This is a genomic window from Streptomyces sp. NBC_00386, from assembly GCF_036063235.1.
Taxonomy (GTDB): domain Bacteria; phylum Actinomycetota; class Actinomycetes; order Streptomycetales; family Streptomycetaceae; genus Streptomyces.
This window is the reverse complement of record NZ_CP107950.1, coordinates 10,074,113-10,099,315: the sequence shown is the minus strand read 5'-3', so window position 1 is coordinate 10,099,315 and position 25,203 is coordinate 10,074,113. Positions and strand designations below refer to the sequence as shown.

The 25,203-nt window shown below is 69.7% G+C and carries 17 protein-coding genes and 1 pseudogene; 10 read left to right on the top strand and 8 right to left on the bottom strand.

The genetic code is table 11. The features are described 5' to 3' along the window. Nucleotides 1-449: 449 nt before the first annotated feature. From OG780_RS44090 to OG780_RS44075, 4 genes are read left to right on the top strand one after another with little or no spacing between them, the layout of a single operon-like run. The gene (locus OG780_RS44090; RefSeq protein WP_328443451.1) at nucleotides 450-5,156 is read left to right on the top strand and encodes a DEAD/DEAH box helicase; all 4,707 of its coding nucleotides are present in this window, start codon (nucleotides 450-452) and stop codon (nucleotides 5,154-5,156) included. A gap of 8 nt (nucleotides 5,157-5,164) precedes the next feature. Continuing rightward, nucleotides 5,165-7,063, top strand: coding sequence for an ATP-dependent helicase (locus tag OG780_RS44085; protein ID WP_328443453.1), 1,899 nt, complete (start codon nucleotides 5,165-5,167; stop codon nucleotides 7,061-7,063). Further along, nucleotides 7,060-10,311, top strand: a complete 3,252-nt coding sequence (locus OG780_RS44080; protein ID WP_328443455.1) for a DNA helicase — start codon at nucleotides 7,060-7,062, stop codon at nucleotides 10,309-10,311. The genes OG780_RS44085 and OG780_RS44080 overlap by 4 nt, the downstream gene beginning before the upstream one ends. 1 nt (nucleotide 10,312) lies before the next feature. After that, nucleotides 10,313-12,151 (top strand): DUF1998 domain-containing protein, encoded by a 1,839-nt coding sequence (locus tag OG780_RS44075; RefSeq protein ID WP_328443457.1) that lies wholly within the window; start codon nucleotides 10,313-10,315, stop codon nucleotides 12,149-12,151. Nucleotides 12,152-12,497: 346 nt separating this feature from the next. Here the strand turns inward: OG780_RS44075 and OG780_RS44070 are convergent, their stop codons facing one another. Together OG780_RS44070 and OG780_RS44065 are read right to left on the bottom strand one after the other, a co-directional pair. Further along, a complete protein-coding gene (locus tag OG780_RS44070) occupies nucleotides 12,498-14,969 on the bottom strand; it encodes a P-loop NTPase fold protein (RefSeq protein ID WP_328443459.1) in 2,472 nt (823 codons plus the stop codon). Nucleotides 14,970-14,975: 6 nt separating this feature from the next. Next, complete coding sequence (locus OG780_RS44065) at nucleotides 14,976-15,332, bottom strand: nucleotide pyrophosphohydrolase (protein WP_328443461.1); 357 nt, start codon at nucleotides 15,330-15,332, stop codon at nucleotides 14,976-14,978. Between the two features lie 126 nt (nucleotides 15,333-15,458). On the opposite strand from OG780_RS44065, the pseudogene OG780_RS44060 reads away from it, so the two are divergent. Next, nucleotides 15,459-15,734, top strand: a pseudogene (locus tag OG780_RS44060) (tyrosine-type recombinase/integrase); the annotation flags it as partial. Nucleotides 15,735-15,895: 161 nt separating this feature from the next. Here OG780_RS44060 and OG780_RS44055 read toward each other — a convergent pair. Together OG780_RS44055 and OG780_RS44050 are read right to left on the bottom strand one after the other, a co-directional pair. Next, the gene (locus tag OG780_RS44055; protein ID WP_328443463.1) at nucleotides 15,896-16,234 is read right to left on the bottom strand and encodes a hypothetical protein; all 339 of its coding nucleotides are present in this window, start codon (nucleotides 16,232-16,234) and stop codon (nucleotides 15,896-15,898) included. Next, on the bottom strand, nucleotides 16,224-16,442 hold the full coding sequence (locus OG780_RS44050) for a DUF7489 domain-containing protein (protein WP_328443465.1): 219 nt from the start codon (nucleotides 16,440-16,442) through the stop codon (nucleotides 16,224-16,226). The genes OG780_RS44055 and OG780_RS44050 overlap by 11 nt, the downstream gene beginning before the upstream one ends. A gap of 558 nt (nucleotides 16,443-17,000) precedes the next feature. Between OG780_RS44050 and OG780_RS44045 the strand changes: the two genes are divergently transcribed. Next, nucleotides 17,001-17,252 carry a hypothetical protein gene (locus tag OG780_RS44045; RefSeq protein WP_328443467.1) on the top strand — a complete coding sequence of 84 codons (252 nt, stop codon included), beginning with the start codon at nucleotides 17,001-17,003 and terminating at the stop codon, nucleotides 17,250-17,252. A 90-nt stretch (nucleotides 17,253-17,342) separates the two neighbouring features. On the opposite strand, the gene OG780_RS44840 is transcribed toward OG780_RS44045, so the two are convergent. Next, entirely contained in the window at nucleotides 17,343-17,852 is a 510-nt protein-coding gene (locus tag OG780_RS44840) for a hypothetical protein (protein WP_443062084.1), read from the bottom strand. A 131-nt stretch (nucleotides 17,853-17,983) separates the two neighbouring features. Further along, nucleotides 17,984-18,166 carry a peptidoglycan-binding domain-containing protein gene (locus OG780_RS44035; RefSeq protein WP_328443469.1) on the bottom strand — a complete coding sequence of 61 codons (183 nt, stop codon included), beginning with the start codon at nucleotides 18,164-18,166 and terminating at the stop codon, nucleotides 17,984-17,986. Nucleotides 18,167-18,506: 340 nt separating this feature from the next. Here OG780_RS44035 and OG780_RS44030 point away from each other — a divergent pair, with 340 nt between their 5' ends. Continuing rightward, complete coding sequence (locus tag OG780_RS44030) at nucleotides 18,507-18,956, top strand: spore-associated protein (protein ID WP_328443471.1); 450 nt, start codon at nucleotides 18,507-18,509, stop codon at nucleotides 18,954-18,956. A 317-nt stretch (nucleotides 18,957-19,273) separates the two neighbouring features. Here OG780_RS44030 and OG780_RS44025 read toward each other — a convergent pair whose 3' ends face one another. After that, nucleotides 19,274-19,696 carry a hypothetical protein gene (locus tag OG780_RS44025; RefSeq protein WP_328443473.1) on the bottom strand — a complete coding sequence of 141 codons (423 nt, stop codon included), beginning with the start codon at nucleotides 19,694-19,696 and terminating at the stop codon, nucleotides 19,274-19,276. A 780-nt stretch (nucleotides 19,697-20,476) separates the two neighbouring features. Beyond that, the gene (locus OG780_RS44020) at nucleotides 20,477-21,481 is read right to left on the bottom strand and encodes a hypothetical protein (RefSeq protein ID WP_328443475.1); all 1,005 of its coding nucleotides are present in this window, start codon (nucleotides 21,479-21,481) and stop codon (nucleotides 20,477-20,479) included. Here OG780_RS44020 and OG780_RS44015 point away from each other — a divergent pair. From OG780_RS44015 to OG780_RS44005, 3 genes are all read left to right on the top strand, one after another. Next, nucleotides 21,468-21,743 carry a hypothetical protein gene (locus tag OG780_RS44015; RefSeq protein WP_328443477.1) on the top strand — a complete coding sequence of 92 codons (276 nt, stop codon included), beginning with the start codon at nucleotides 21,468-21,470 and terminating at the stop codon, nucleotides 21,741-21,743. The two genes, OG780_RS44020 and OG780_RS44015, sit on opposite strands and share 14 nt — an antisense overlap. Before the next feature lie 112 nt (nucleotides 21,744-21,855). After that, the gene (locus OG780_RS44010; RefSeq protein WP_328443479.1) at nucleotides 21,856-23,616 is read left to right on the top strand and encodes a PqqD family peptide modification chaperone; all 1,761 of its coding nucleotides are present in this window, start codon (nucleotides 21,856-21,858) and stop codon (nucleotides 23,614-23,616) included. Beyond that, nucleotides 23,613-25,175 (top strand): serine/threonine-protein kinase, encoded by a 1,563-nt coding sequence (locus OG780_RS44005; protein WP_328443482.1) that lies wholly within the window; start codon nucleotides 23,613-23,615, stop codon nucleotides 25,173-25,175. Before OG780_RS44010 ends, OG780_RS44005 begins: the two co-directional genes overlap by 4 nt. The last annotated feature ends 28 nt before the right edge of the window (nucleotides 25,176-25,203 follow it).

Here is a 25,203-nt window from a genome sequence, read left to right as displayed (position 1 = left end):
TGCGACCGGTCGGAGAGGTCCGCGTCGACGTGAGCGAGTGCATCCCGGTGAAGGCAAAAGTGTACGAACTTCGCGATATCCGCACATCGCCCGAGTTCTCCATCAACGGGAAATAGTACTCAACTGCGGGCCAATACTGACTGTCCGTCACAAGGCCGCCCATCAGGGTCGATTGAACCCCTTCCAAAGGTCCCGTCTGACGTCGATGACCGTTGTCAAGGGTCCTTGCTCGGATCGAATCGCATGGTTAGGGTGTGCTCCGATGGGAAACCAGCCACTTCACGGCCGGTTCCGTAAGCCCGGGGGGGCCGTCGCACACATAGAGCCGCGCTGCGCTTTTCTGTCGCCGTGTCAGCGATAGGGAACGCCTTTCGAGTCGAGCCTTCCGACGGGTTATCACGTCCGGCATCGAAGGCTGTCTTTCCCATGCGATCGGGGTATTTTCTTTCATGTCTGATTTCGAGCCCGAGGCGGACGGCGTCGTCAAGGTCGTCGAGGAACTGTCGCAACGGGTTCTCAACGTCTACCGGGCCGATCCCGGCCACGTCCTGGAGCACGCGAACAACGAGCGGCGCATCACCCAGGGCGGCTACGGCGAACGCCAGATCTACGAGCTCGTCCAGAACGGCGCGGACGAGAACATGGAGCGCCAGCCCGGCGTCGTGGGCACGATCCATGTCCTTCTCACCGCCACACACCTGTACTGCGCCAACACCGGCACACCGATGACCCCGGGCGGCGCCGACACGATCCTGCGCATGGCCGTGTCGCGGAAGCGGACCGGGAAGATCGGACGCTTCGGGGTCGGCGTCAAGTCGGTGCTGAGCGTGTCGGACACCCCTCGCTTCTACAGTGCGTCCGGCTCGTTCGGCTTCGACAAGGACTGGTCGGCCCGTGTCATCCGGGAGACGGTCCCCGACCTCTCCGGGCTGGATCCCACCCCGGTGCTGCGAATGGCGCAGCCGCTGGACCTGGATGCGGAGCGTCGGCGTGACGAGCGGCTCGACGAGCTGATGACGTGGGCGTCGACGACGGTGGTGCTTCCGCTGCACGAGGGGGCCGCGGACCGGTTGGGGCGGGACATCGTCAACTTCCCCGCGCATTTCATGCTTTTCTCGCCCCACGTGGACCGCCTGGTCCTGGAGGACGCTCGCGGCGGCCACGAGGTGTGCCGGGAGATCACACAGGAGACGCAGGGGGTGGAGCACCGTGTCGTGGAGCAGCGCGACGGTGCTCCACGCAGCAACGAGCGCTGGTTCGTCTTCAGCATCGACCACGAACCCAGTGCGAGCGCCGCACGGACGGCGGGAGAGCTGCACGATCGGCCTGTCGTCACCATCTCGTGGGCGGTCCCCGACAAGGGTGTCCCGCAGCGCGCGAAGCGCGGGACGTTCTGGGCCTACTTCCCGACCAACTACGACACGACTTTGACCGGCCTTCTCAACGCGCCGTGGAAGACCCCCGAGGATCGCCAGAATCTGACCAAGAGCGATTTCAACGAGGAGTTGGTGACCAGGGCCGCGCAGCTCGTGGTCGACTCGATCCCCGATCTGTACGAGGAGAAGGACCCGGGGGCCTTCTTGACCCTGCTCACGGCGCGTGGTCGTGAAGCCTCCCAGTGGGGCGACGAGATGCTCAGCCAAAAGGTGCTGCGGGCGGCCGCCCGTCGCCCCTCCCTGCCGGACCAGGACGGGATTCTGCGGCTCCCGGAAAAGCTGCGGCTGCATCCGGAGAATCTCGCGCCGGCATGGCTCGAACGATGGGCATCCCACCCGGGGCGTCCCAAGAACTGGTGCCATCACAGTGTGGAGGGGCGCGACCGACGATCGAGGGCCAGGGACATCCTCGACCAGGGCGGCGTCGTCGCGTCCCCGCTGCGCAACTGGCTGGAGGCACTGGTCTCGGATCGCAGTGTGGAAGGCGTCAGGTGCGCGCTGACGCTGGCGGCCTCCATCGTCAAGACCGGCAATGCGGCTCAGGCGACCGAGGCGCGAAGCGCGAAGATCCTGCTCACCGAGGGCGGCGTCTTTCGTTCCCCGTCCGAGGGCACGGTGTTTCGTCGGCACGACGACGTGCGGCTCGCCCACGAGACGACGCAGTACCTGCACGACGCCGTCGGGCAGGACCCCGAGACGGTCAACGCGTTGCGGATCCTGGGGGTGGAGGAGGCCAACGCGGCCGGACGTCTGCGGGCTGCCGTCACAGCGGGCTTCGACCGGTACCGGAACAACGACTGGGAGGACTTCTGGACGCTGACACGCGCCGTCGAGCGCGACGAGGTGGTCGAGGTCGTCAAGAAGCGCCACCCGGCACCGCAGGGGGTGCTCAAGGTGCGCACCGCCGCCGGCCAGTTCCGCTTCGTGCGCGACTGCATCCTGCCGGGACCCGTCGTGCCCGAGGACGGAATGCGCGATGCCGCGGTTCTGATCGACCCGGCCTTCCACGCGCCCGACACGGACGTGCTCGAGGCGCTCGGCGCGGTGGATCGTCCGGTACCCCGGATGAACCCTCGCTCGGATTCCTGGTTCGACGACTACAGCGCGGTCATGTACAACCAGTTCTGCGCTGCTCTTCCGCCCCACGGTTCCCGTCCTCGGCCGTCCTCCGTGAGCCTGATGGGTCAAGACCCCGCCGGTCCCCTGCACCTCCTGACGGAGCTGTCCGCGGAAGGCAAGGCCGCCTTCGTGCGCGAGCTGCCCGACCCCGGGCTCGTGCCCGATTGGCGATGCTCGCGAACCACCGGTCAGGGCGGCGAACTGCGCGTCGAGTCGCCTCTGATCTGGATGCTCCGCGAGCAGGGCATGCTGGCCACCTCGTTGGGCGTGAGGCGGCCGAATGCCGCGGTGAGTCCCGAGCTGGACGTGGACGCCACGCTTCTGCCCGTCGCCGAGGTCGCCGTCGCCCACGCACGTGCGCTGCGGCTGCCCTCCACGGTCCAGAACGTGCCCGCCGCCTTGTGGAGCGAACTGGCTCTGCGCGCGGATGCGGGCACCGACATCGGATTCGTCGGAAGCGCCTACGCGTTTCTCGCGGGTTCGGGCCCCTTGGACAACCTCGGGGACGAGACACGCCTGTTCCGGTGCAAGGTGGGCGAGGACTGGGCATCGAAGCCGCGCGAGAGCATCGCCGTCACCTTCGAGCAGGACCAGTTCGAGGTGCTGCTGCGTGAGCGTGTACCGGCGCTCCTCGTCCCCGGCGAGGCCGACGCCCAACTTCTCATCGACCGGTTCCGTTTCCGCAACCCGTCCGATCTTCTGGTGGAGGAGATCCACTGGGTGCCGCTCACCGAACCGGTGTCCCTGACGGACGCCTTTCCTCGGCTGCGTCAGGTGCTTCCTCGAGGAACGGCCTGGAAACTGGCGCACTGCTCCGAGCTGGTCAGGATCGTCCGTGGCCCCGAGGGCAGACGGGAGCACGCGCTGACCGAGACGCTCGACGGATACACGGTGCTGCTGTGCGGCGAGCGTGACGACGAGTCGACCCTGGGGGCCGTCGATCGCCTCCTGGGACTGCGGTTGGGAGCCGAGGGGTGTCGGGATCTCCTGCGCCAGCAGGCGCGGGACCGGGACGACAAGAAGTTGGTGATGGTCCGCCAGGAGACCGATCCGATCAGAAAGCTGTTGCTGGCCATCGGCGAGGACCGGCTGACGGCCGAGCTGCCGCCAGGACTGGCGTCGGCGGACGCGCAACTGCGCGGGATTCCGGTCGACGGTCTGCGAGCGGCCGAGCTGCTGATCGCCGCTCACGGGGATGACATCCTGCGTTTCCTGGCACCTGCGCTCGCCGACGTGGGCTTCGATGTGCCGCGGATCTGGAGGAGCGGTTCGGCGGCACAACGTTTCGTGCGCACCTACGGCTTCCCGCAGGCGTGGGCCGGCGACCCGCAGACCCCCAGCAGCCCCGAGCCGTACGAGACGGTCCCGGGCCCGCGCAAGCCGCTGAAGCTGCACCCGTACCAGGAAGCGCTCGTGCAGCGCATGTACGAGCACCTCGCCCAGGGCGAGGAGAAGCGGGCCATGCTGCAGATCCCCACCGGGTCGGGCAAGACCCGGATCGCCGCCGAGGCCGGTGTCCGCGCGCTGCGCGAGGGCCTGCTCGACGGCCCGATCCTGTGGATCTCCCAGAGCCAGGAGCTGGCCGAGCAGGCCATCGAGACCTGGGCCTACGTCTGGCAGACCGTGGGAACGGACCAGCCGCTGCGCATCACCCGTCTGTGGGGCGGCATCCCGGACGCCGTTCCCGTCGTCGACGGGCCGCAGGTGGTCGTCGCCATCGACGACACGGCCGTCAAGCGGCTCCCCAAGGAGGACTACGCCTGGCTGCGTGAGTGCGCCCTCGTCATCGTCGACGAGGCTCACTTCGCCGTGCCGAAGACCTACACACGGATCCTGGACGCCCTGGGCATCGACCAGTACCGGACCTCGCGCCACCTGATCGGTCTGACGGCCACCGCCTTTCGCGGGGACAACGACGACGAGACACGGACGCTGGTCTCCCGTTTCGGCCGCAAGCGCCTGGACTACGGGGTGTTCGACAACGACGACGCCTACGGACACCTGCAAGCCTTGAAGGTCCTGGCCAAGGTCGAGCACGAGGAACTCCTCGGCGGCTCCTACACGCTGACGGCCCAGCAGGTGGCCGAGACGCGCAGCACGAACGCGATGACGCTGCCGGCCGAGGTCGTCACCCGCCTCGCCCAGGACGTCGAACGCACCCGGCGCATCGTCGACAGGATCGGGGAACTGCCCCCCGACTGGCCGATCCTGGTCTTCGCCACCTCGGTGGAGCACGCCCAGGTTCTTGCCGCACTGCTGCAGGATCGCGGCATCACGGCGGCCTCGATCGACGGGGGGACGCCGCCGAGCATCAGGCGGCGCCGCATCGCCGCGTTCAAGGACAAGAGGATCAGGGTCCTGACCAACTACCGGGTGCTGACGCAGGGGTTCGACGCCCCTGCCGTGCGGGCCGTCGTGGTCGCCCGCCCCACGTTCAGCCCCAACACCTACATCCAGATGATCGGCCGGGGGCTGCGCGGCGAGCTCAACGGGGGCAAGGAGTCCTGCCGGATCCTCAACGTGGCCGACAACATCGAGAACTTCGGTCGTGGACTTGCCTACACCCGCATGGAGCACCTGTGGCGTAGGGCGGACCGGTGACCGGATCCATGACCGACAGGGTGGAACTCACCGACGCTCAGCGTCACGTCGTCCAGGAGCCTGCGCACTGCAAGGCGCTGGTCACCGCGGGCGCCGGAACCGGCAAGACCTTCACGCTGGTCAGGCGGATCGAGCACCTGGTCTCGGAAGGTCTCGCGGGTGGGGACCTCCTCGTGCTGACCTTCTCGCGCGCCGCCTCGGCCGAGGTCCGCGATCGCCTGCACCTGTTGGGCGGCAGGTCCCGGCACGTGCGCGTGTCGACGTTCGACGCCTGGGCTCTGAGTCTGCTGCGTGAGGCCGCGCACGACGAGAACTGGCACGCCCGCTCCTTCGACGACCGCATCCATGCAGCCATCGAACTCGTCGAGGACGAGAGCCGCGCACCGCAGTCGCTCGACACGGTCCGGCACGTCGTCGTCGACGAGGTCCAGGACCTGGTCGGTGATCGACGACGACTCGTGCAGGCCTTCCTGGAGGCCTACGAGTGCGGATTCACCGTGGTCGGCGACCCCGCCCAGGCCATCTACGGATTCCAGGTCAAGGATCCCGAGGAACGGGCGGGCGAGACGGGCAGGTTCTTCTCCTGGCTGCGCGGGCGGTTCGCGGGCGAACTCGTGGAATGCACTCTCGAGGAGAATTTCCGAGCCGCTTCCGACGAGGCCGCCTGTGCCCGCCCCTACGAGGCCGCGGTGCGTACCTGCTCCACGCGTGCGCAGGCCGACGCGGTGCACGAGCAGCTGCGCACGGAGTTGGCCTCGAGGCTGGACTTCGGCGACCTGCAGGTTCCCTACCTGCGCGCCTCGCTGTGCGAGGCAGAGGTCAGCACCGGCGTCCTGTGCGCCACCAACGGCGACGCGCTGCTGATCTCGCGATGGTTGGCGGATCTGGGCATCGATCACCGTGTCCGCAGAGGTGCAGAGGATCATGCCGTGCCCGGGTGGGTGGCCCAGGTCGTGTCCCACCTGCCCGATACCGTTTCGATCTCTCAGGACCGGTTCGTCGAAGCGTGGCAGTCTCTGGCGCACGCGCCCGATCCCGACCAGGGCCGCAGCGCGTGGCAGCTGCTCCTGCGGGCGGCGGGCGACCGCAACGGGCGGGTCGTGGAGCCGGGGCGGCTGCGTGAAGCCGTCGCCCGCGGGAATCTGCCGGACGCCCTGGTGGCACCGCGCGAGGGCGGGCTGGTCGTCTCCACGTTCCATCGGGCCAAGGGGCTGGAGTTCGATCGGGTGCTCGTCGTCGACCCGGGCCCGTTGGAGGACGAGCACGAGCGGGTGGACGCCGACCGCTGCGACGCCGCCCGGGCCCTCTACGTCGCGATGACCCGTGCCCGCCACGAGCTGTATCGCCTGCAGCCGCCCGAGGAGCACCTCGCCCGTCGTCGCGGTTTCCGGCTGGTACGCAAGGTCAAGGGCACGCAGCGATGGGGACGCTACGGCTACAAGCCGAGCCGGCGATTGGGGCTCTCGTTGCTGGGTGGGGACGTCCATCGTGGCCATCCCGCAGGACTCGAACAGCTCGCCTGCGACCCGCGGCGGATTCAGGAGTACCTGGCGGCCGAGGTCCTTCCTGGTGACGAGGTGGTCTGGACGCGGCTGGACGACGTGCCCGCTGCCCACGAGAACCGAACGGCGCCCGGTTACGCCCTTGTGCACGACGAGCAGATCGTCGCTGTCGCCTCCGAAGCCTTTCGCCGCGACCTCTACCGCTTCATGCAGCAATGGCCCGCGCATCGGCCGACGGCCTGGCCCGGCCGCATCACCGGAACGCGGATCGACCTCGTCGAGACCGTCGCCGGCGAGGACGCGGCGGCCGTCCGCGCCGGTCTGGGCCCCTGCGGGCTCTGGCTCGCGCCGCGGCCGATGGGAATCGGCCGGTTCCACTACGACCGCAAGGACGACGACGCATGACGGACGATCACACGCAGCACTACCGGCTGCGTGGTCAGTTGACCCAGCAACTGAAGTCGGACCTGCTGGGCCCCCACGGCGAGCACCAACAGGACGTCGAGATCCTCGACGACTGGCCCGTCACCACCTACTCCACGGGGGTTCTGTTTCCCCGTGTCGTGGACCCGGCGCAGCAGGAGCACCCCGAACCGGATCCGGACGCCGCGGTGCAGGACCTCGACGACGCCGACTCCACCGTGACGGTGGACGAGACCCCCGACGGGGGCATCGTGCTCGCAAGGGTCGCCCGCCCCTCGGCGACCGGTCTCACCTTCGCCGTCGACCCCGCGCGCAGCCCTCACGTCCTGGTGCACGCGTTCGCCGCCGTGTACGACCCGGTGGACGCCGCGGGCGAACCGGCCGTGCCCGAGCGAGCCGAACAGCGCAGCACCCGGCAGCCCGACGTGCGCTGGCGCCGCCGTCCCCTGCAGCTCACCGTCACGCCGGTGGATGTCTTGGACCCGCCCGGCAAGGCTGTGGAACTCGCCAAGGGCCTGTTCCTGCATCTGCGGGTCCGTCCCCCTCGCGGACCCCACGGCACGATCTCCGTGACCGCCACCTTGATGAACACCCACACCGTGGAGCAGCAGGAGATCAAGGACCCCTGGTGCTTCTTCCAGGTGGGGCTGCGGATCACGGTCCCGGACGGGGTCCCGGCTCTCGTCGAGCGGCCCGCGGTCCGCGATCTCGACGACGAGAGCCGGCTCTCGCTGCTCCTGCATCGTCATGCACCGACCTTCGCCGTCGGTCACGGCTGTGCCGCGGACTGGTCCTGGTCCCCCTCACCGGTCGATCGGCCCGAGCGGCACACCGCGCCCGCGGGAGTGGCCTGCGTGTGGACGGAGCACGTCCCCGTGAGCGAGGTCCTTCTGTCCGACTCGAACTCCTCCGTCCCCGTGGAACTGCTGGGGATGCAGCACCTCGCCGAGGCACCGAAGCACGAGTTGATCGGTTCTCTTCGCAGCTTCGTCGCCCTGTACGGGGAGTGGATCGAGGAGCGGAGCGCGGACGCGGACCTTCTGCGCGAGGGGATCTACGGCGATCCCGCCTACCTGCGCCTTGCGGAGGAGCAGCTGGAGCACTGCCGCACCGCACAGCGGCGCATGAGCGCGGGAGTCGACCTCCTGGAACGCGATACCGATGCGTTGGAGGCGTTTCGGCTGGCCAACCGTGTCATGGCGGTGCAGCGCGGCAGGGGCCAGTGGATCAAACGGGAGCGGGCCGGTGTGCCCTCGCCCGAAGGCGCGTGGAGGCCGTTCCAGCTCGGGTTCGTGCTGCTGTGCCTGAACGGCACCGTGGACGCGGCCCACCCCGACCGGGACGTCGCCGACCTGCTGTGGTTCCCCACCGGTGGTGGCAAGACGGAGGCCTACCTCGGGTTGATCGCCTTCACGGTCTTCCATCGCCGTCTGCGCCACGGCGCGGCCGGGGCAGGGGTGAGTGTGCTCATGCGCTACACCCTGCGTCTGCTGACCCTGCAGCAGTTCGAACGTGCGGCCCTGCTGATCTGCGCGATGGAGCGCGTGCGGGCCCAGCAACCCGAGCGGCTGGGGCAGGAGCAGATCTCCATCGGCATGTGGGTGGGCAAGGCCGCAACGCCCAACAGGCTCAAGAACGCCGACAAGGCGCTGAAGAAGCTGGCGGGAGGCGGGAAGCTCCAGGAGGAGAACCCCGTCCAGCTCAAGAACTGCCCCTGGTGCGGCACTCCTTTGCTGGTCCGCAACCATAGGGTCGACCTGGCCGCAAAGCGCATGGTCATCCAGTGCGACGATCGGGCATGCGACTTCTCCGCCGGGCTGCCGGTGCACGTCGTGGACACGGAGCTCTACCGGGTGCGGCCCACGCTCGTGATCGCCACTGCCGACAAGTTCGCCCGCATCGCCTGGCGCGAGGATGTCGCGGCCCTCTTCAACCGGGACGAGGACCGGCTCTGGCTGAAGACTCCCCCGCCCGAGCTCGTCATCCAGGACGAACTGCACCTGATCTCCGGCCCGCTGGGAACCCTTGCCGGTCTCTACGAGGCGGCCGTGGACATCGCGTGCGCCCAACCGAAGATCATCGCCTCCACCGCGACGATCCGCCGCGCCCAGGAACAAGGACAGGCCCTTTTCGGCAGAGGCGTGGCGCAGTTCCCGCCGTCCGGCCTGGACGCCCGCGATTCGTGGTTCGCCGTCCAGGCACCCGCGGCGAGCAGGCCCTCACGCCTCTACGTCGGCCTTCTCGCGCCCGGGCTCTCCCAGGCGACCCTCCTCATCCGCGCCTACGCATCCCTGCTCCACAACGCCCGGCACCTGCCGTGCCCGGACGAGGAGGTACGAGACGCCTACTGGACGCTGGTGGGGTACTTCAACAGCCTGCGCCTGCTCGGCGCCGCCGAGCTGCAGGTCAACGCCGACGTCAACGAACGGCTGCGGACGCTCGCCGCACGTGACGGGGTGGAGCCCCGGGAGGTCCTGCCGACCGAGATCACCAGCCGCGTTCCCTCCAGCGACCTTCCCACACTGCTCGGCGCCCTGGGGCGATCCCTGCGAACCGGGTCGGCGTTGGACGTGCCGCTGGCGACCAACATCATCTCCGTCGGTGTCGACTTCGACCGCCTGGGCCTGATGGCCGTGACGGGGCAGCCGCAGACCACGGCCGAGTACATCCAGGCCACCAGTCGTGTCGGTCGTGCCCACCCCGGTCTCGTCGTCACCCTGTTCAACGCGGCACGATCCAGGGACCTCTCCCACTACGAGAACTTCGTCAGCTACCACTCGGCCCTCTACCGGCAGGTCGAGTCGACCAGCGTGACGCCGTTCGCCGCCCGCGCCCGCGACAAGGCCCTGCATGCCGCCTTCCTCGGACTCGCCCGCCTCCTGCATCCGAAGATCCGGGACAACACGGACGCCAAAGATGTGAACGAATTCGCCTCCCAACTGGACTCGACCCGAGAGCAGTTGGTCAAGCGCATCCGCCGCGTCTCGCCTGCCGAGGCCGACCACGCGGATGCGGAGATCCGCGTCTTCGTCGACCAGTGGCGTCAACTCGTGGAGACCAACGAAAAGCTGGAGTACGAGGCCGCCTTCACGTTCAAGGCCAACCCCCGCCGCCGGCCGGACCTCGCCCTGCTGCGCACCCACGAGGACCACGACCTCACCAAGGCCCGTCCCACCCTGTGGAGCCTGCGCGACGTCGATGTCGAGTCCCACCTGTACCTGGAGAGCTGACATGCCTCGCAGAAGCACCCCCGGCACCACTCCCCCCGACGACGAGCGCAAGCGCCCCTCCGTGGGCTCTGTCCGGCGGGCCCAACAGATCACGACGTACGGCGTGGGTGGCCTGCTCGCCGTGGCCGACCAGTCCTACATCGTCAGCGGCCTGGACACCTGGGACGTCACGGGCGAACCCGACCTGCGAGACCAGCGCCTGGAACCGATGCTGCACGTCAACGGATTCAGAAGGCCGCCCGCGGCGCGCGTCGCCACCGGGCGTGGCGTGCGCGTGCGTCGTTTCCCCGACACCTACGCGTGCCCCCAATGCAAGGCGCTCAAGGCGTTCCGCGACCTGAGCGCGGCAGAGGGCGACAACCGTTGCGCGCACTGCGCGGCCCTGCTGACGCCGTCTCGCTTCATGGTGGCCTGCGAGGACGGGCATCTCGACGAGTTCCCCTACGAGGCCTGGGTCCACGCCGACCCGGAACACAAGGACGCCCACCCCCGTACGTGCTCGCAGGCCGCCAGTGAGCTGACGTTGGAGACCGACGGTCGCACCGCCAGTCTCCGCAGCATCGTCATCAGCTGCAGCTGCGGGGAGAAGGCCTCGATGGAGGGTGCCTTCGGCAAGGCGGCTCTGCGCCGCCTGGGCCTAATGTGCCAAGGCACCCGCCCGTGGCTGGGCCGCGGCGCCACGGAGCGCGGATGCAAGCGTCCCTTGCAGACCCTCCAACGCGGTTCCTCGGCAGCCTGGTTCGCCGACCTGCGCTCCGCCCTGTCGATCCCGCCGTGGCACACGGAACTGATGGAACTCGTCGAGGCGCACCGCAGACACCTCGTCGGCAAGAGCGACGAGCGCATCGCGGAGTTCGCACAGGACGAAGGCTGGCTGACACCCGGCGGCTACTCCGCCTCCCAGGTACTGCGCACCGTCCGCACCCTGGAGAACGCAGTCCATCCCGAGCCCACGGAGGACGACGAGGACGAGATCCGGTTCGCCGCCGGCGAGCCCCTCCGGCGGGAGGAGTACGAGCAGCTTTCCAAGGTCACCGAGGACACCCCCGAGAACAAGCACTTCGTGTGCGAGCCACCGAAGGACGCGCAGCGATCCGATGTCCCGGGCGTCGACCGGGTGATGTTGGTCAAACGTCTCCGCGAGGTTCGGGTCCTCACCGGCTTCACCCGCATCCGCCCTCCGCAAGGCTCGAAGGCCGATCGTGATCGCATCGGTCGCCTGAGCCGGAACACGGACCTCGGCTGGCTCCCGGCCGTCGACGTCGTCGGCGAGGGAGTCTTCCTCACCCTGAACCAGGAGCGACTCCGCCGGTGGGAGTCGGCGGTGCGCGGTATCGACTCCAACCGGACCGACCGCATGCGAGCCGCGCACGCGGACCTGCTCCGGGAACAGGAGTGGGAGAATCCGCGCTCGCCGCTGACGTCACGCTTCGTCCTCCTGCACACCCTGGCGCACGCACTGATCAACGAATGGAGCCTGGACTGCGGCTACCCCGCGGCGTCCCTGCGGGAACGGCTCTACGTCGACGACGACATGTGCGGGGTCCTCCTCTACACCGCGACCAGCGACTCCGCAGGAAGCCTGGGCGGCATCGTCGCGCGAGGAGAGGTCACGGAGCTGTCGAGGAGCCTGTCGTTCGCCGTGGAACGTGCCACCTGGTGCTCCTGCGACCCTCTGTGCATGGAGGCCGACGCCAACGGTGTCGGTGGACTCAACATGGCCGCCTGCCACGCATGCCTCCTGCTGCCCGAGACAAGCTGCGAAATGAACAACACATTCCTCGATCGTGCGCACCTCGTCGGAACACCTTCCAGAAACTTCCCCGGCTATTTCGCTTGAGCTGTCCCAACACGGTGTGCTCCCGGACGGACACTGCCTGCGGGGTACGCGATGTCCCATCGGTCATGGCGTCGGCGAACGCGACGTCGGACCGGTGGGACTGGCCAGGCTCGCCATGGCCCGACTCGATCTTCGCGGGCCTCACTCGAACGCCACGCTCCAGACGGATTCCGGTGCCCAGCAGAGCGCGGACGTGTCGATCGGATACGCATGGACCGAACGTGACCGGGCCGAACTTGTGGCCCCGGGGCCCTCGAGCACGTCTGCGAGCATGCTGCGCCTGGCCCAGCCACCGAGGACGACTGCAGGTCGCCGAGCGTCCCGGGGCTGGGGCGCGGCTGCCGGGTCAGCCGGTGAGGTTGCGCGTGTAGAAGGAGAAGCGAGCCAGTTTGGGGCACCACTGCTGGTACACGGCGGTATCCATGATCACGGGCCGGCTGGTGGTCATCTGCTCGATCAGGTCGGCCGCTTGGGCTCCTGCAGGAACATCGGCGGAAAGATCGCGCAACGCTTCGGTGATCTTGCTGGTGGAGGGTGCCTCCAGGATGTGCCGGAAGACGGTGGCGGCCTGGTCCGGGCTGCCCACGAGCAGGGCCAGCAGAATCTGCACAGCCTGGTGCTCTCCTGGGGTCGCTTCCGTTCCCACGAAGGCTGCCAGGTCCCCCGGATCGACCCCGATGCGTGCCAGCCGGTAGAGGTTGACCAGCTTCTTGGCCGCCCTGGGGGTGCGAGTCAGGCCACCCATCTGGGACAAGAACGCGATCTCCGCCTCCTTGAGCTGCAGTTGGACGGGGGTGGGGTCCGGGCCTGGCGTCAGATCGACGGTCGGCTCCGGTTCGGGTGCAGAGGCAGAGGCAGTCGACGGTGCCGGTCCTTCTGGCTCTTCCTCATCCGGCAGGCCCCCGGAGTCCGCGGGCTGCACCGAGCCTTCGGGGCCGGGAGCGTCGGGGGTGGTCAGCAGAGCGCGGATAAGGCGTGCGGCCTTCTCCTGGGTGGTCGGCGGGACCGCGAAGGGGATCTGGAAGATCTTGTCCAGGTAGTCGAGCGGGGTGGCGCTGTCCTGTGCGTCGGCCCAGCCGGGCGTGCTGTCGTGCGAGGCGAACAGATCCCGGTAGTGGTGCTCGAGGGATGTGAGAAGCCAGCGCGGGTCGACCGCCACGACCACGACGAACAGCGGCAGCGCGAGCATCAGGTGCACGGCGGCCAGCACTTCCACCACGCGTGCGGGCGGGCACCGGTCGAGGTCGTCGATGTAGAGGACGATGCGTTCCAGGGGCGGCGGCTGCCGGGAGTGGGCGCCGGCCCATTCGGCGCGGGCCTCGCGCAGTCGCTCGTCGAGCTGGACCAGGTCGTGGTGGACCGTGCCCAGCAGTCCCCGGTAGTGCTGGTAGGTCTCGGGAGCACTGCGTTCGGTGAGGAAGTCGGCCAGCCGGACGGCGGCATCCGCCTCGGCCAGCCGGGCACGCGCCGCGCTGACATTCTCGGCCAGGGCGCGCTGGTGCTTCTCCAGCAGGACGCGAAGTCTGCCGGTGAGGGACGTGTGCTGCGTGTGCGAGGCCCTCAGGGCCCGCAGCAGGGCCAGCACCGGGGTGGCAATACCGGCGACGGCGCCGAGGAGCAGGGGCAGCCAGCTGGACAGCCACAGCCCGACCGCGCAGGTTCCCGCGAGGACTGCCAACCAGACAGCCAGGACCAGCCAGCCGTACCGGAGGTCGCGCAGCACGAGCCGGCCGGCCGTGCACAGCAGCCGGGGCCCCTCCAGAGCGGAGCCCGCGAAGGACAAGAATCCGATCGGCCGGTCCTGAGCGGTGCGGGTGAGCCGGGTGTCGAGTTGCTGCTGGTCGTGCTCCAGCCGTGCCAGGTGTGCGGCTCGCCGCCGGCGTTCCTCGGCAGTCGCTTCGGCGGAGAGGGTCGGCGTCTGCGGTTCGGGGGTGGGTGCCAGGGCACGGAAGAGATGGTCGACCAGGCCCGACCACACCTGCTCGTCGCTGTAGTGCCAGGCATTGAAGTGGACTTGGCGGACGGTAGCGGTGAATGCACTGTGGGCGGGGTCCTCGGCGGCGAGCGTGGCGAGTTGATCGACTCGGCTGCTCATCTGACGAATGAAGCTCGACTTGCCGGCTCCCCATTCGCCCAGCAGCGCGACCGCCAGGGGCGGGGCGGTGACGGTGGCGGCCGCCAGTTGCGCGAGCATCTCCACGTCCGCCTCGTTGCTCAGGAGGTCCTCGCCGCTGGCGGTGTCGCTGTGCACGCCCGCCAACACCGGCGGCTGCACGACAAGGCCGTCCCCGACCAACGGCTGCGGGGCATAGGGCTCCAGGGAGAAGTGCCGCTCCAGCAGGTCAGCCTCGATGGAGTTGAAGGCCTGGAAGCGCATGATGTTGCGGTTCGCCTTCCAGCCCAGCAGGTCGCGCAGCTCCTCGACGGGAGTGTCGAAGTCGCGCAGGCCGGCCAGCGCGTACATGTACTCCCACGTGCCGCTGTCGGGATCGGTGCCCCAGAGCCGTTCGGCGAGTTGCGGGCTGCGCCAGGTCGCGGCGATGGTGGCGCCCAGGTACAGGCGCTTGTCGCCGCTGAAGAACACCCAGGCTCCGGGTTCCATCTTGCGGATCTCGGGAAGATTGGCGCCGTTCTTGCCCGGCATCACGCCCCACATCGCTGCGCTGCCGCCGGGAAAGAGTCGCCGCAGTTCCTGCAGAGTGGCGGGGTCCAGGAGGTCGGCGTGGTCGTCGAAGACGACCGGGCGCACGATGGTGTCCTGGTAGTGCCGCTCGACGGTGCGATCCGAACGCCGGGCGGGCTGCATGAAGATCCGCATGATCCGCTACTCCCCCAGCTTCGTGTACTTCTCGGCGCGCCCGTAGGCCAGTTCGACGGGGTAGCGGTGTCGGTTCAGCTCGATCTTCTCGGCCAGCGCCTCCTCGAGGTCGATGCCGGTCACGTCCGCCAGGCGCAGCAGGTAGGCGAAGACGTCGGCCAGCTCCTGGCGCAGAGCCTTGGCCTCGTCGGGCCGGCTGGTGAGGGCGTTGGACTGTTCGGGGGTGAGCCACTGGAAGAGTTCCAGGACTTCACCGGCCTCGCCGGAGAGGGCCATGGCGAGGTTCTTCGGGGTGTGGAACTGGTCCCAGTCGCGCTCGCGGGCGAACTGCGCCAGCGTGTCCTGGAGATCGCGGATCGTCATGCCCCATCCCTATCAGCCGCCTCGGACATGAGCCGGCCCAGGCCGTCGGGCGAACTGCCGTGCGGGTGCTGTCCGTTGGGGCTGCTTTGACATCCTCTCCGTCCTTTAGGGCGGAGAGGATGTCAAGTCTGCACACGACCTGACGGACACCTGATCGAACCCGCCACCCTCACCAAGCAGTTCAACGCACTGCTCCGCAACGCCCACCTACGACCGATCCGGTTCCACGACCTCCGCCACTCAACGGCAACCCTCCTCCTGGAACAAGGCGTTGAACTCGTCGTCATCAAGGAACTGTTGGGCCACGCCCACATCGGCGTCACCGCCACCGTGTATGCCCATGTCCGCCTCCGCCTCCGCCTTCAGTGCCAGGCCATCGACCTCCTCGGCCATGCCCTCGGTAACTTCTCGCGCCTGCGTCCGAGACCGAGGACGGCGACGACCCACCGCTCTGTACAGCGCCTGTCCGCTGACGTTGCCGTCAACTACTGCCGTCAGACACCACGGAGGCCCCGGCGGAATGCCATTACGCCGGGGCCTCTATCCGCTTCCAGACCTCTCGGTCAAGAAATGATGGACTCCGCCTGTGGGTCGAAGCAAACAAGACCGTGCTTACGCGCCAGAGCAGCAAGAGCTCGCGCCATCACCTGCTGCCTAGACCAAGAAATACTCGCCACAACGAAAGCGTCACTGAAATAGAGCGGACTCATCCAAGGAGAGCCATCCATGTTCTCCTCGGTCAGATCCGGGAAGACCTTTACGACGTCAGCCAAAAAATCGCTGACCGCCACATTCGGCGCTGCAGCCTCAGGGACCTCGTCGAGAATCGCCCGGTAAGTTCCAAGCGCACTCGTACCATCGACCGGATCCACTGAGTACCAGAACGCGAGATCAAAGCTCATCACTCGACTCCTTGACGATGCGATCGCCGACCTCGATCGACTTCCACAGCCGGCGGTCGATGCGTACCTTCATGGACTGGCCGTCCGTACGCCTCACCTCGATGAAGTGGTACATGTTCGCGCCGTCGAGCATGCCCCGCGACTTGTCCTCGACGATGCCTTCCAGGCGTCGTCCGGTCCTGGTTTGTGAGATGTGAACATGACGCAAGGCTACGAAGGTCGACAGGCGTGGTGCAGGGGCAAGAGGCACACATACCGCAGTACGGGTGTCGCACAAGGAGCCCTACAAATGTCCTGAGCAGCATAACGACGACAGGCTGCATGGGCAGTTCCGTACGGGCAGTTCCGTAGGACTCGGCCGAGGCCGTGATGATCACGTTGTCACCTCACGGCGGCCGGTTCCGGATCTCCGCCCGCTGGTAGCCTCTGCACGCGCTGACCAGCGCGGCCGTCCTGGAATCGATCCTGCGGCTCCGTTCTTCGAAAGAGTGACGTGATCAAGCGGGTGCACATGACCGCCGGAGTGGTTTTGGCGGCAGTCATAGCGTTGTCCGGATGCGGTGCCACGAAGTCGGGCACAGCGAAGTCCGCTCCGCAGCCCGGCACAACGGCAAGGTCCGGCAGCGTGACTGACGCACCCAGTGCCGACTCCGGGCCGAGTACCGGTGAGAGCGGCGGCACGCAGCGTTCGCGGCCGACCGGGAGTTCCACCCCCACAGCGTCCCCCTCCGTCGCTGCCCCCCGGCCTCTGAAGGACGGCGCCGTCGTGCTCACACACTGCGCGGACACGGACGACCCGGACGCGATCGTCGAGGTCAGGAATCCGAACGGGCGCGAGGGCCTCTTCGGCGTGAAAATCGGCTACAAGGACGCACACGGCTTCACCATGAGCGAGACCTACGACCAGGTGCTGGTGCCTGCGAAGGGCAAAGCGAAGCTCCGGGTGGCCGTTGTCAGTGCACCCGTGGACGAGATCGATCGCTGTGAGGTCAATCCCCGGGCCACTGCCGTACGGTGACAGCCCGCGGAGCCCACCTGGACCTTGTGCTTCTTGCGCTTCGACGGTCGTGGACGGTGATCGTCGCCGACACCGTCTCACTGACTGAGGTCACGGCCGGAGGTGACGCCAGGCACTGGCCGGCGCCCCGTACCGGTGCCGCTGGGCCGTCAGCTGTTCTGCAGGGGGCTGCAGCGGTCCTGGTCGGGGAGGCGCAGGAGCGCCGCACCGACCGGGGTCAGGGTGGGCAGGACGGTGTTCGCGTGCCGGTGGCTGGCGGTGAGTCCCGAGTCGCGCAGGACCGTGGTAGCCGATGTCGCCGTAGCCCTTGCCGACCGTGTCGTTGCGGTAGATCGCCTGGACCACCGCGGCCGGGTCGGGATCGCTGCTCCCGTCGTCGGTGTGGTGCACGGTGAGGGTCTGGACCGGGTAGTACTCGGGCGGCCAGATCTCCGTACCGTCCGCGTACCGGAGTGTCCCGTCCGCGCCCCACGCGGCTCGGGACAGCAGCGTGTACACGGCCACGGCCGAGGCCGCCGCTGAGGGCGGGTGGGGCACCACGCTCAACGCGGCGGCTCCGAGCGCGCCGAGGATCACGCGTCGGGGTACTGGGGACGGCATGGGGTCTGACCTCGGGGGCCTGCGGAATGCGGGTCCGTGTCCGTCATCGCGTGATCCTCCTGTGCGGTGTTCGCGGCCGGCCCGCCCCCGCCTCGGAAGACGGAGGCGGGCGGTGGAACGGGAGGTCGCTTCTACAGGGCGCAGGCGGGCTTGGGGGTGTAGAGGCGGGACCATGTGCTGGGGCCCACGATGCCGCCGGTGGTGCCGTTGCATGTCTGCACCCAGTAGACGCCCCGCAGGGTCGCCTGGCCGTAGTCCCCATCGACGTCGAGCCAGTCCGCGTACTTGCTGTAGAAGTCGATGAGGCACTGCACCTGCTTGACCGCACTGCTGTTGTCGCCGGGGTGGTCGTGATGAAAGTAAGCGTGCGTGTGAACACGGCCACCGTCCACGAGATTCGACTGCGCCGAAAACAGGCAGCTCAGGCATCGTGGGGCGGGTGTGAGGCACCCGTCGCCGGGCAGGGCAGGCGCGTTCGGCCCGGCAAGCGGGGGCGGGGGCGGTAAGTACGGTCCCGGAGCCGGTGGTTCGGTCGGAGGGACCGGGAACTTCGTTCGGCGGACCGGGAGTTTGCGGCCGATGCACAACCGTTCCGGCGTCCCGCGAGTCGCATAAGGCAGGAGCAAACATCTCCAAAGATCACAAGGGGGAAATATGCGATTCAACCGTTCCGTTCTGACGGCGGCCGCTTTCGCCACCCTGGCGCTGGGGGCCACGACCGCTCTGGCGGCGCCCGCCTCGGCCGCACCCAACACCACGCCGCAGAAGGTCTGCGGAAGCGCCTACAAGACCGTGAACTCCGCTCCCGTCGGCTCCCTGGGCACTGTCTACCTGACGTACAACGCGTCGAACGGCAAGAACTGCGTCGCGACCATCCGTCAGAACCCGGGCACCGCCGTGGACATGTCGACATGGATCTACGTCCCCGACACCGACGAGGGCGCCCAGGACTACGGGCGGTACACCTCGTACGCGGGGCCGGCCTATGTGTACGGCAAGGGCCACTGCGTCGACTGGGGCGGCCAGATCAACAACGTGTACGTCCAGGTGACCGGCTCCAACTGCGCCGCCTTCAAGGAGCACCGGGTCACCTTCACCCGCTGACCCGCCACTCCTCCCGGCCGCCACGCTCCAGCGCCGCCCTCTCCCCTGACCCGGGTACGGAGGGCCGGCGGTGATCGGGCAGGCACCCCGCAGCCCGGTCACCGCGCGGGAACGCACTCGGCCCGGCTCGCTCCGGCAGACTCACCGAGTCCTGCCGGGGCGAGCAGGTGTCCCAGCCCGTGCCACAGGAGCCAGGTCCTGTCTGCCGACCGGGGCTGTCCGATCGACGGCGGCCTCATCTGCCTGGGCGCCACCGGAACCAGCGGTCGAGCCCTCACGACCAGACGGAAACGGAAAGCGAGCGGCCCGATGCCTGGTCAGGCGGAGGCGAAAGCCTCCTCGGGGACGTCGTCGAGGACGAATCCGTTGTCGAGCCGGACGCGGACCGTGACGCGGAGCATCTGCCGCTGGTAGGCGGCCCACTGCTCTTCCAGGGCCCCCACCTGCTCCTCCAGCTGCTTTCTGCTCACCGGCGGCATCTGGTGGCCGAAGTCGTCGAGGAGCGACTTGAGACGCAGGTACTCACGGACCTCGTGGCTCTGCTGCCGGTGGTGCTCGTCCACACGCTCGACAGTGCCTTCGATGCCTGCTGCCAGGGCCAGCGAGGCGGCGAAGGCACCCGTCTCCTCCGGGGGCTCCCCGGCCGGGGTCACCGGCCCGGCCAGCCGGAGGTCCGCCGCCAGCCGCACCCGTTGGCCCACGTTCAGCGTCATCGGTCCTTCGTCTTCCTCGTCGGTCACCGGCGATCCGGCGGACGTGGCGTCGCCATGCGTACCGGAGAGGACAGGATCATCCCACCCTCACCCGGCGGGCGGCGGGATGCTGCGGTTCGGCTCTGCTCGTGAGGTGAAGTGCGTCGTGCGTCGTCGAGCGTGTTCGGCTTGTCCGAGCCGGACGAATCGGCCCGGATCTCCACCTTGCAGTTCTTGTACTTGACATCCTCCCCCTCTTAAAAGAGGGGGATTCCAACCCGGCTGGGTTGGGGTTCACGGACGCTCGACCGCTGTTCGGGCGGTGTCGCCCCTCCGGCACCGGCTGATCGCCGGGAGCGGGGAATCCCGCCCCGTCCTGCCGCAACGTGGAGGCAGGGAAGCAGGGCAGTTCAGGCGGCCTCACAGGTGGCTGTATTCGATCGGTGCTCGGTCCGAAGTGACCGCCTCTTTCCGGAGGCATATTCGGCGGGGTGCACTGCTCCCAGCCTTGCGCGGGCCATGCCATGCCCCTTATAACCGTCCGTACAGGCATCGGTGGGGATGGCCGGAAATAGCAGGTGCCTTCGGCCAGGGGGATCCTCGACTCCGCCGGGATCATCAGCAGCGTACGCAGACCCACGGAGACCCGAGGACATGACCGACAACGCCTTTCGCGATGCCATGACCCGCCTTGCCGTCGACCCGGCCTTCAGGGCCGAGCTCGACGGTGACACCGAGGAGGTGGCCCGAAGACTGGGCCTGACACCCGCGCAGGTCGGCGAACTCCGCGCCCTGCGCGTCGAGTCCGGCACCGCCGGAGGACCGGCCTCACTCGACCCGCGCCTGTCCAAGTCGTCCCTGTTCTTCGGGAGCGCGGCACACGCGTTGGCACACCACGACGTTCCGGATGTTCCCACCGACCATGTGTCGGGGGATCCTGCCTCCGTCGACCACACGCCCGACCTGTCCCTTTCCGTCGACGGCCACGAGGGCGCCGGCGGCTTCGACGTCTCTGCCACCGGCGCCCAGAGCCTGCTCGGCGGGGGGCTCGGCCAGGAGTCGCCGGTCGATGTGGGCGTCGGGTTCGGTGAGTTCGGTGACCGCGGAGGGTTCGAGAACGAGGCCGGGACGGACCTCGGCGGGCTCGGGGGGCATGTCGGTGGGGGTTCCGATGGCGGCATGGGTGACTTCGGCGGATTCGGTACTGGCGGTGCCGGTGGCGGGTTCGGTGACGGCGGTACCGGCGGATTCGGCGGCGGCGGGTTCGGGGGCGGTGGTGCCGACGGCGGATTCGGTGACGGCGGCTTCGGAGGCGGCGGTGCCGACGGCGGATTCGGTGACGGCGGCTTCGGAGGCGGCGGTGCCGACGGCGGATTCGGTGACGGCGGCTTCGGAGGCGGCGGTGCCGACGGCGGATTCGGTGACGGCGGCTTCGGAGGCGGCGGTGCCGACGGCGGATTCGGTGACGGCGGCTTCGGAGGCGGCGGCGGGTTCGGTGACTTCGGGGGTCACGGGGGTGGCTTCGGTGGTGAGGGTGGCAGCGACGCTGGCCACTTCGGGCACGGCGGCATCTACGACCGCGGAGACGGCGGAGACGGCGGCAGCGGCGGCGGAGACAGCGGCGAGGGCGGCGGCGGAGACAGCGGCGGCAGTGGCGGTGGCGACCAGGAGAACACCGGACGTCGGCCAGGCGGCGGCGAAGGCGGCGGCAGTGGCGGCGGCGAAGGCGGCGGCAGTGGCGGCGGCGAAGGCGGCGGCAGTGGCGGCGGCGAAGGCGGCGGCAGTGGCGGCGGCGAAGGCGGCGGCGGAACCGGTGACGGTGGCTCCGGTCACGGGGGTTCCGGTGGTGGCGGCGGGGGCGGCGAAGGCGGCGGCGAGGGCGGCAGCGGGGGTGGCGGTGGCGACCAGGAGAACACCGGTCGGCGGCCCGGTGGCGGTGGTGGAGAACCCGGTGGCGGTGACGGCAGTGGTGGCGGCAGTCAGGAGAACACCGGGCGCCGGCCCGGTGGCGGCGGGGAACCCGGCGGGGGCGGCGAAGGCGGCGGGGGCCGCGCGGGCATCCTCGGTGGTGCCGAGCGCGTACGCGGCGGTGTGAGCGCCCCCGGCCTCGACGGCATCTCCACCCGCCTCTCGCCCTCCGCGCCCGACACCGACGGCGGCTTCTCCGGCGGAACGTCGCTCAGCGGCTCCGCGGGCTGAGCCGGCGCATGCTCTGCCACGCCTGCCGCGTCCACGTGCGGCGCGACTTCCCGTACTGCCTGCACTGCGGCACCCTGCGCCGCGGCACGGCACCGACGTCGTACGCCGCGCCGCACCTGCGGGGTCTCGACGACCCCGCCCTGCTCGTCCCGCTCACCGGCCCGGTCACCACGCTGGGCCGGGGCGCGGACAGCGATGTCGTTCTGGCCGACGCCAGCGTGTCGCGCCGCCACGCCCGGATCGTCCGCGCTGAGTCGGGCTTCCGCATCGAGGACCTGGACTCGTTCAACGGCACGGCCGTCGCGGGCGTCGACCTGCACGGCGGTGCCGCCCACCTCGCCGACGGCACCGAGCTGTCCGTCGGCGACGTACGTCTGGTGTTCGAACAGCCCCGCGAGGCCCACATCGGCCAGCGCACCCAGGTCGTCGGCACCCAGTTCACCCAACTCCCCACCGCCGCGCAGGAGGAGGCGGCACCAGAGGCGAACGGCCCGCTCACCGCGCGCCCGCGCCGCCGCTCCGGCTGGGCGCTCAAGCAGCTGCCCGCCGACCGCGGCGAGGCCCGCTGGGTGCTGAACAACACCCGCACCGGCAGGTACTTGGAGCTGGACGAGCGCGAGGTCTTCCTCTGGAACGCCGTCGACGGCGAGAACACCGTACGGGACCTGCTGTTCGCCTACGCCGACCGCTACGGCGAACTCGCCCTCCCGCGCATCGAGGCGGCGCTCGCCGCGTTCGCGGACGCGGGACTGCTGCGCGGCCTGCCCGGCCGTCCCGAGGAAACGGAGCGGACGGGCTGGCGGCGCGCGGGACACGCCGTGTACCGGGCGCTGCTGAAGCTGGAGATCTCCGTCCCCGGCCTCGACCGGGCCGTCACCCGCCTCTACCAGGCCTTCGGCTGGCGGCTGTTCACCCGGACCGGCGTGACGCTGGTCTGGCTGTCGGTGGCCGGCGGGCCGGTCGCCTTCTTCGCCGCGCAGGGCCGACAGCATCTGCTGGACTTCGGCGGGGCGGGTGTGTGGGGCCCGGTGCTCCTGGCCGCCGGCTACGTGTCCGCCCTGGTCGTCCACGAGCTGACACACGCGCTGGCCGTGGCGTCGTACGGCCGCAAGGTCCGGCGCGGCGGGTTCCTGCTCATGATGGGCATGCCGTTCGCGTTCGTGGACACCAGCGACATGTGGTTCGGCACCCGCTGGTCGCGCGTGGTCGTCGCGCTGTCCGGGCCGCTGTCGACGGCGGCGCTGGCGGGCTGGTGTGCGGCCGGCGCGGCCTTCCTGCCCGCAGGAGCGGCCTCGGCCGTCCTGTTCCAACTCGCCTTCGGGCTCTACCTGAACACGCTCTACAACTTCAACCCCCTGATGCCGCTGGACGGTTACCAGGCCCTGACCGACGCGCTGCGGGTGCCGCGGCTGCGTGAGGAGGCGAGCGCGTACTTCCGCACGGGCCTGTGGCAGGACCTGCGCGCGGGCAGCCGGCCCGGCCCGCGGCAGGCGGGTATGGCCGCGTACGGCCTCGCGGTCGTCGTCGGCACGTACGGCTTCCTCGTCCTGGCCCTGCTGGCCTGGCGCTCCCGGATCGGCGGCCTGCTGGAGGGGTGGCTGTCCCCGGCGTGGACCACGGTCGTCGAGGTCGTCGTGGTCGCTTTGGTGGCCTTCCCGGTGTGGTCCGCGCCGGTGCGGTGGCTGGCCCGCCGGGTGCGGCGCCGGCGTGACGCACGGGGTGCGGCACCGGCCCCGGCGATGGGCGCGGCCATGGAGGGAACGGCGTGAGCGAGGACACCGGCGGACCCGGCCCGTGGGCCGTGTCCGGTTACGAAGAGGTGCGTACGCTCGGCGAGGGGGCCGGCGGGCGGGTCGTCCTGGCCCGGCACACCGCGACCGGGGTGCCGGTGGCGGTCAAGTACCTCGGTGAACGCCTGCGCGGCGACCGGGAGTTCCTCGCCCGCTTTCGCGCGGAGGCCCGGCTGCTGGGCGAGCTGCGGCACCCGTGCGTGGTGCGGCTGTACGAGTACGTCGAGGCGCGCGGCGGTGCCGCGATCGTGATGGAGGTGGTGGACGGCGTCAGCCTGCGCCAACTGCTGCGCCGGCACGGGGCGACCGGCCCCGAGGCCGCCCTGGTCCTGCTCAAGGGCTCGCTGCTGGGCCTCGGCGCGGCCCACGCTGCCGGGGTGGTCCACCGCGACTACAAGCCGGAGAACGTGCTGGTCCGCGCCGACGGCACGAGTGCGCTCGCCGACTTCGGGATCGCCGTACGCACGGGACGCGCGACCGAGGCCGTCGGCACGCCCGCCTACATGGCGCCCGAGCAGTGGCAGGGCGAACCGGCGGGACCGGCCGGCGATGTGTACGCCGCGGCGGCGGTGTTCCACGAGTGCCTGACCGGGCGCCGCCCGTTCACCGGCGACGACGTGGCCGCGCTGCGTCTGCAGCACCTGCGGGCCCCCGTCCCGCTGGAGGACGTACCCGCTCCCGTACGCGGTCTGCTGCGCCGGGGGCTGTCCAAGGAGCCGGCCCAGCGTCCGGGCATCGAGGCCTTTCTGGCCGATCTGGAGCGGTCCGCCGTCGAGGGGTACGGCGCCGGCTGGGAGGAGCGCGGGCGCCGCCGGCTCGCCGAACTCACCGCGCTGCTGGCCCTGTTGTTCCCGTTCACCGCGACGGCGAGCCTCGAAGCTCCGGCTCAGGCCCTGACGCTGCTCGGCCGGGTGAAGCGGAGCGGATGGAAGGCCGCCGTCGGGGCGGCCGCGCTGGCGTTCGTGGCGGGCGGGGTGACGTCCGTGGCGGCCCGTCCGCACGACACGTCGACGACGGTGGCCAGTTCGGTTCCCTCGGGCGTCAACTCGCCCACTCTGAAAGCCTCTTCACCGTCCGTGTCCGCGACCGGCGCCTCCCCCACGGCCGACACCACCCCGACCACCACCCCCTCGGGCAGCCCGGCGCTCTCCCCCGCCCCCACGGTGAGCGCCGCCCCGCCGGCGAAGTCCCCCACGCCGACGGCCGCGAGCCCGGCCGCTCCCGCACCTGGCACGGTCACGATCAGCATCGGCTCCTGGCAGCGGGGGCAGACCCCCGGCACGCTGGTCGCCGCCGTCACCGTCGACACGATGGGCACCGGGCCCGTGAGCGTCACGGCCGACTACTACGTGGACACGCCCGCCGATCCCTACGGCCATCAGACCCAGGAGCTGTCCGGCAGCACGCACTACCCCGTGACCTTCGTGGCCGACTTCGCCAACCACCCGTGCCGGGGCACCTGGACGGTCACGCTCACCAGCACTCCGGCGGCCGCGAACGGACCGCAGACGGCCACCCTGGACGCGCCGCCGTGCTGAGCGCCGTACCGGGCGAGAACGAGAACGG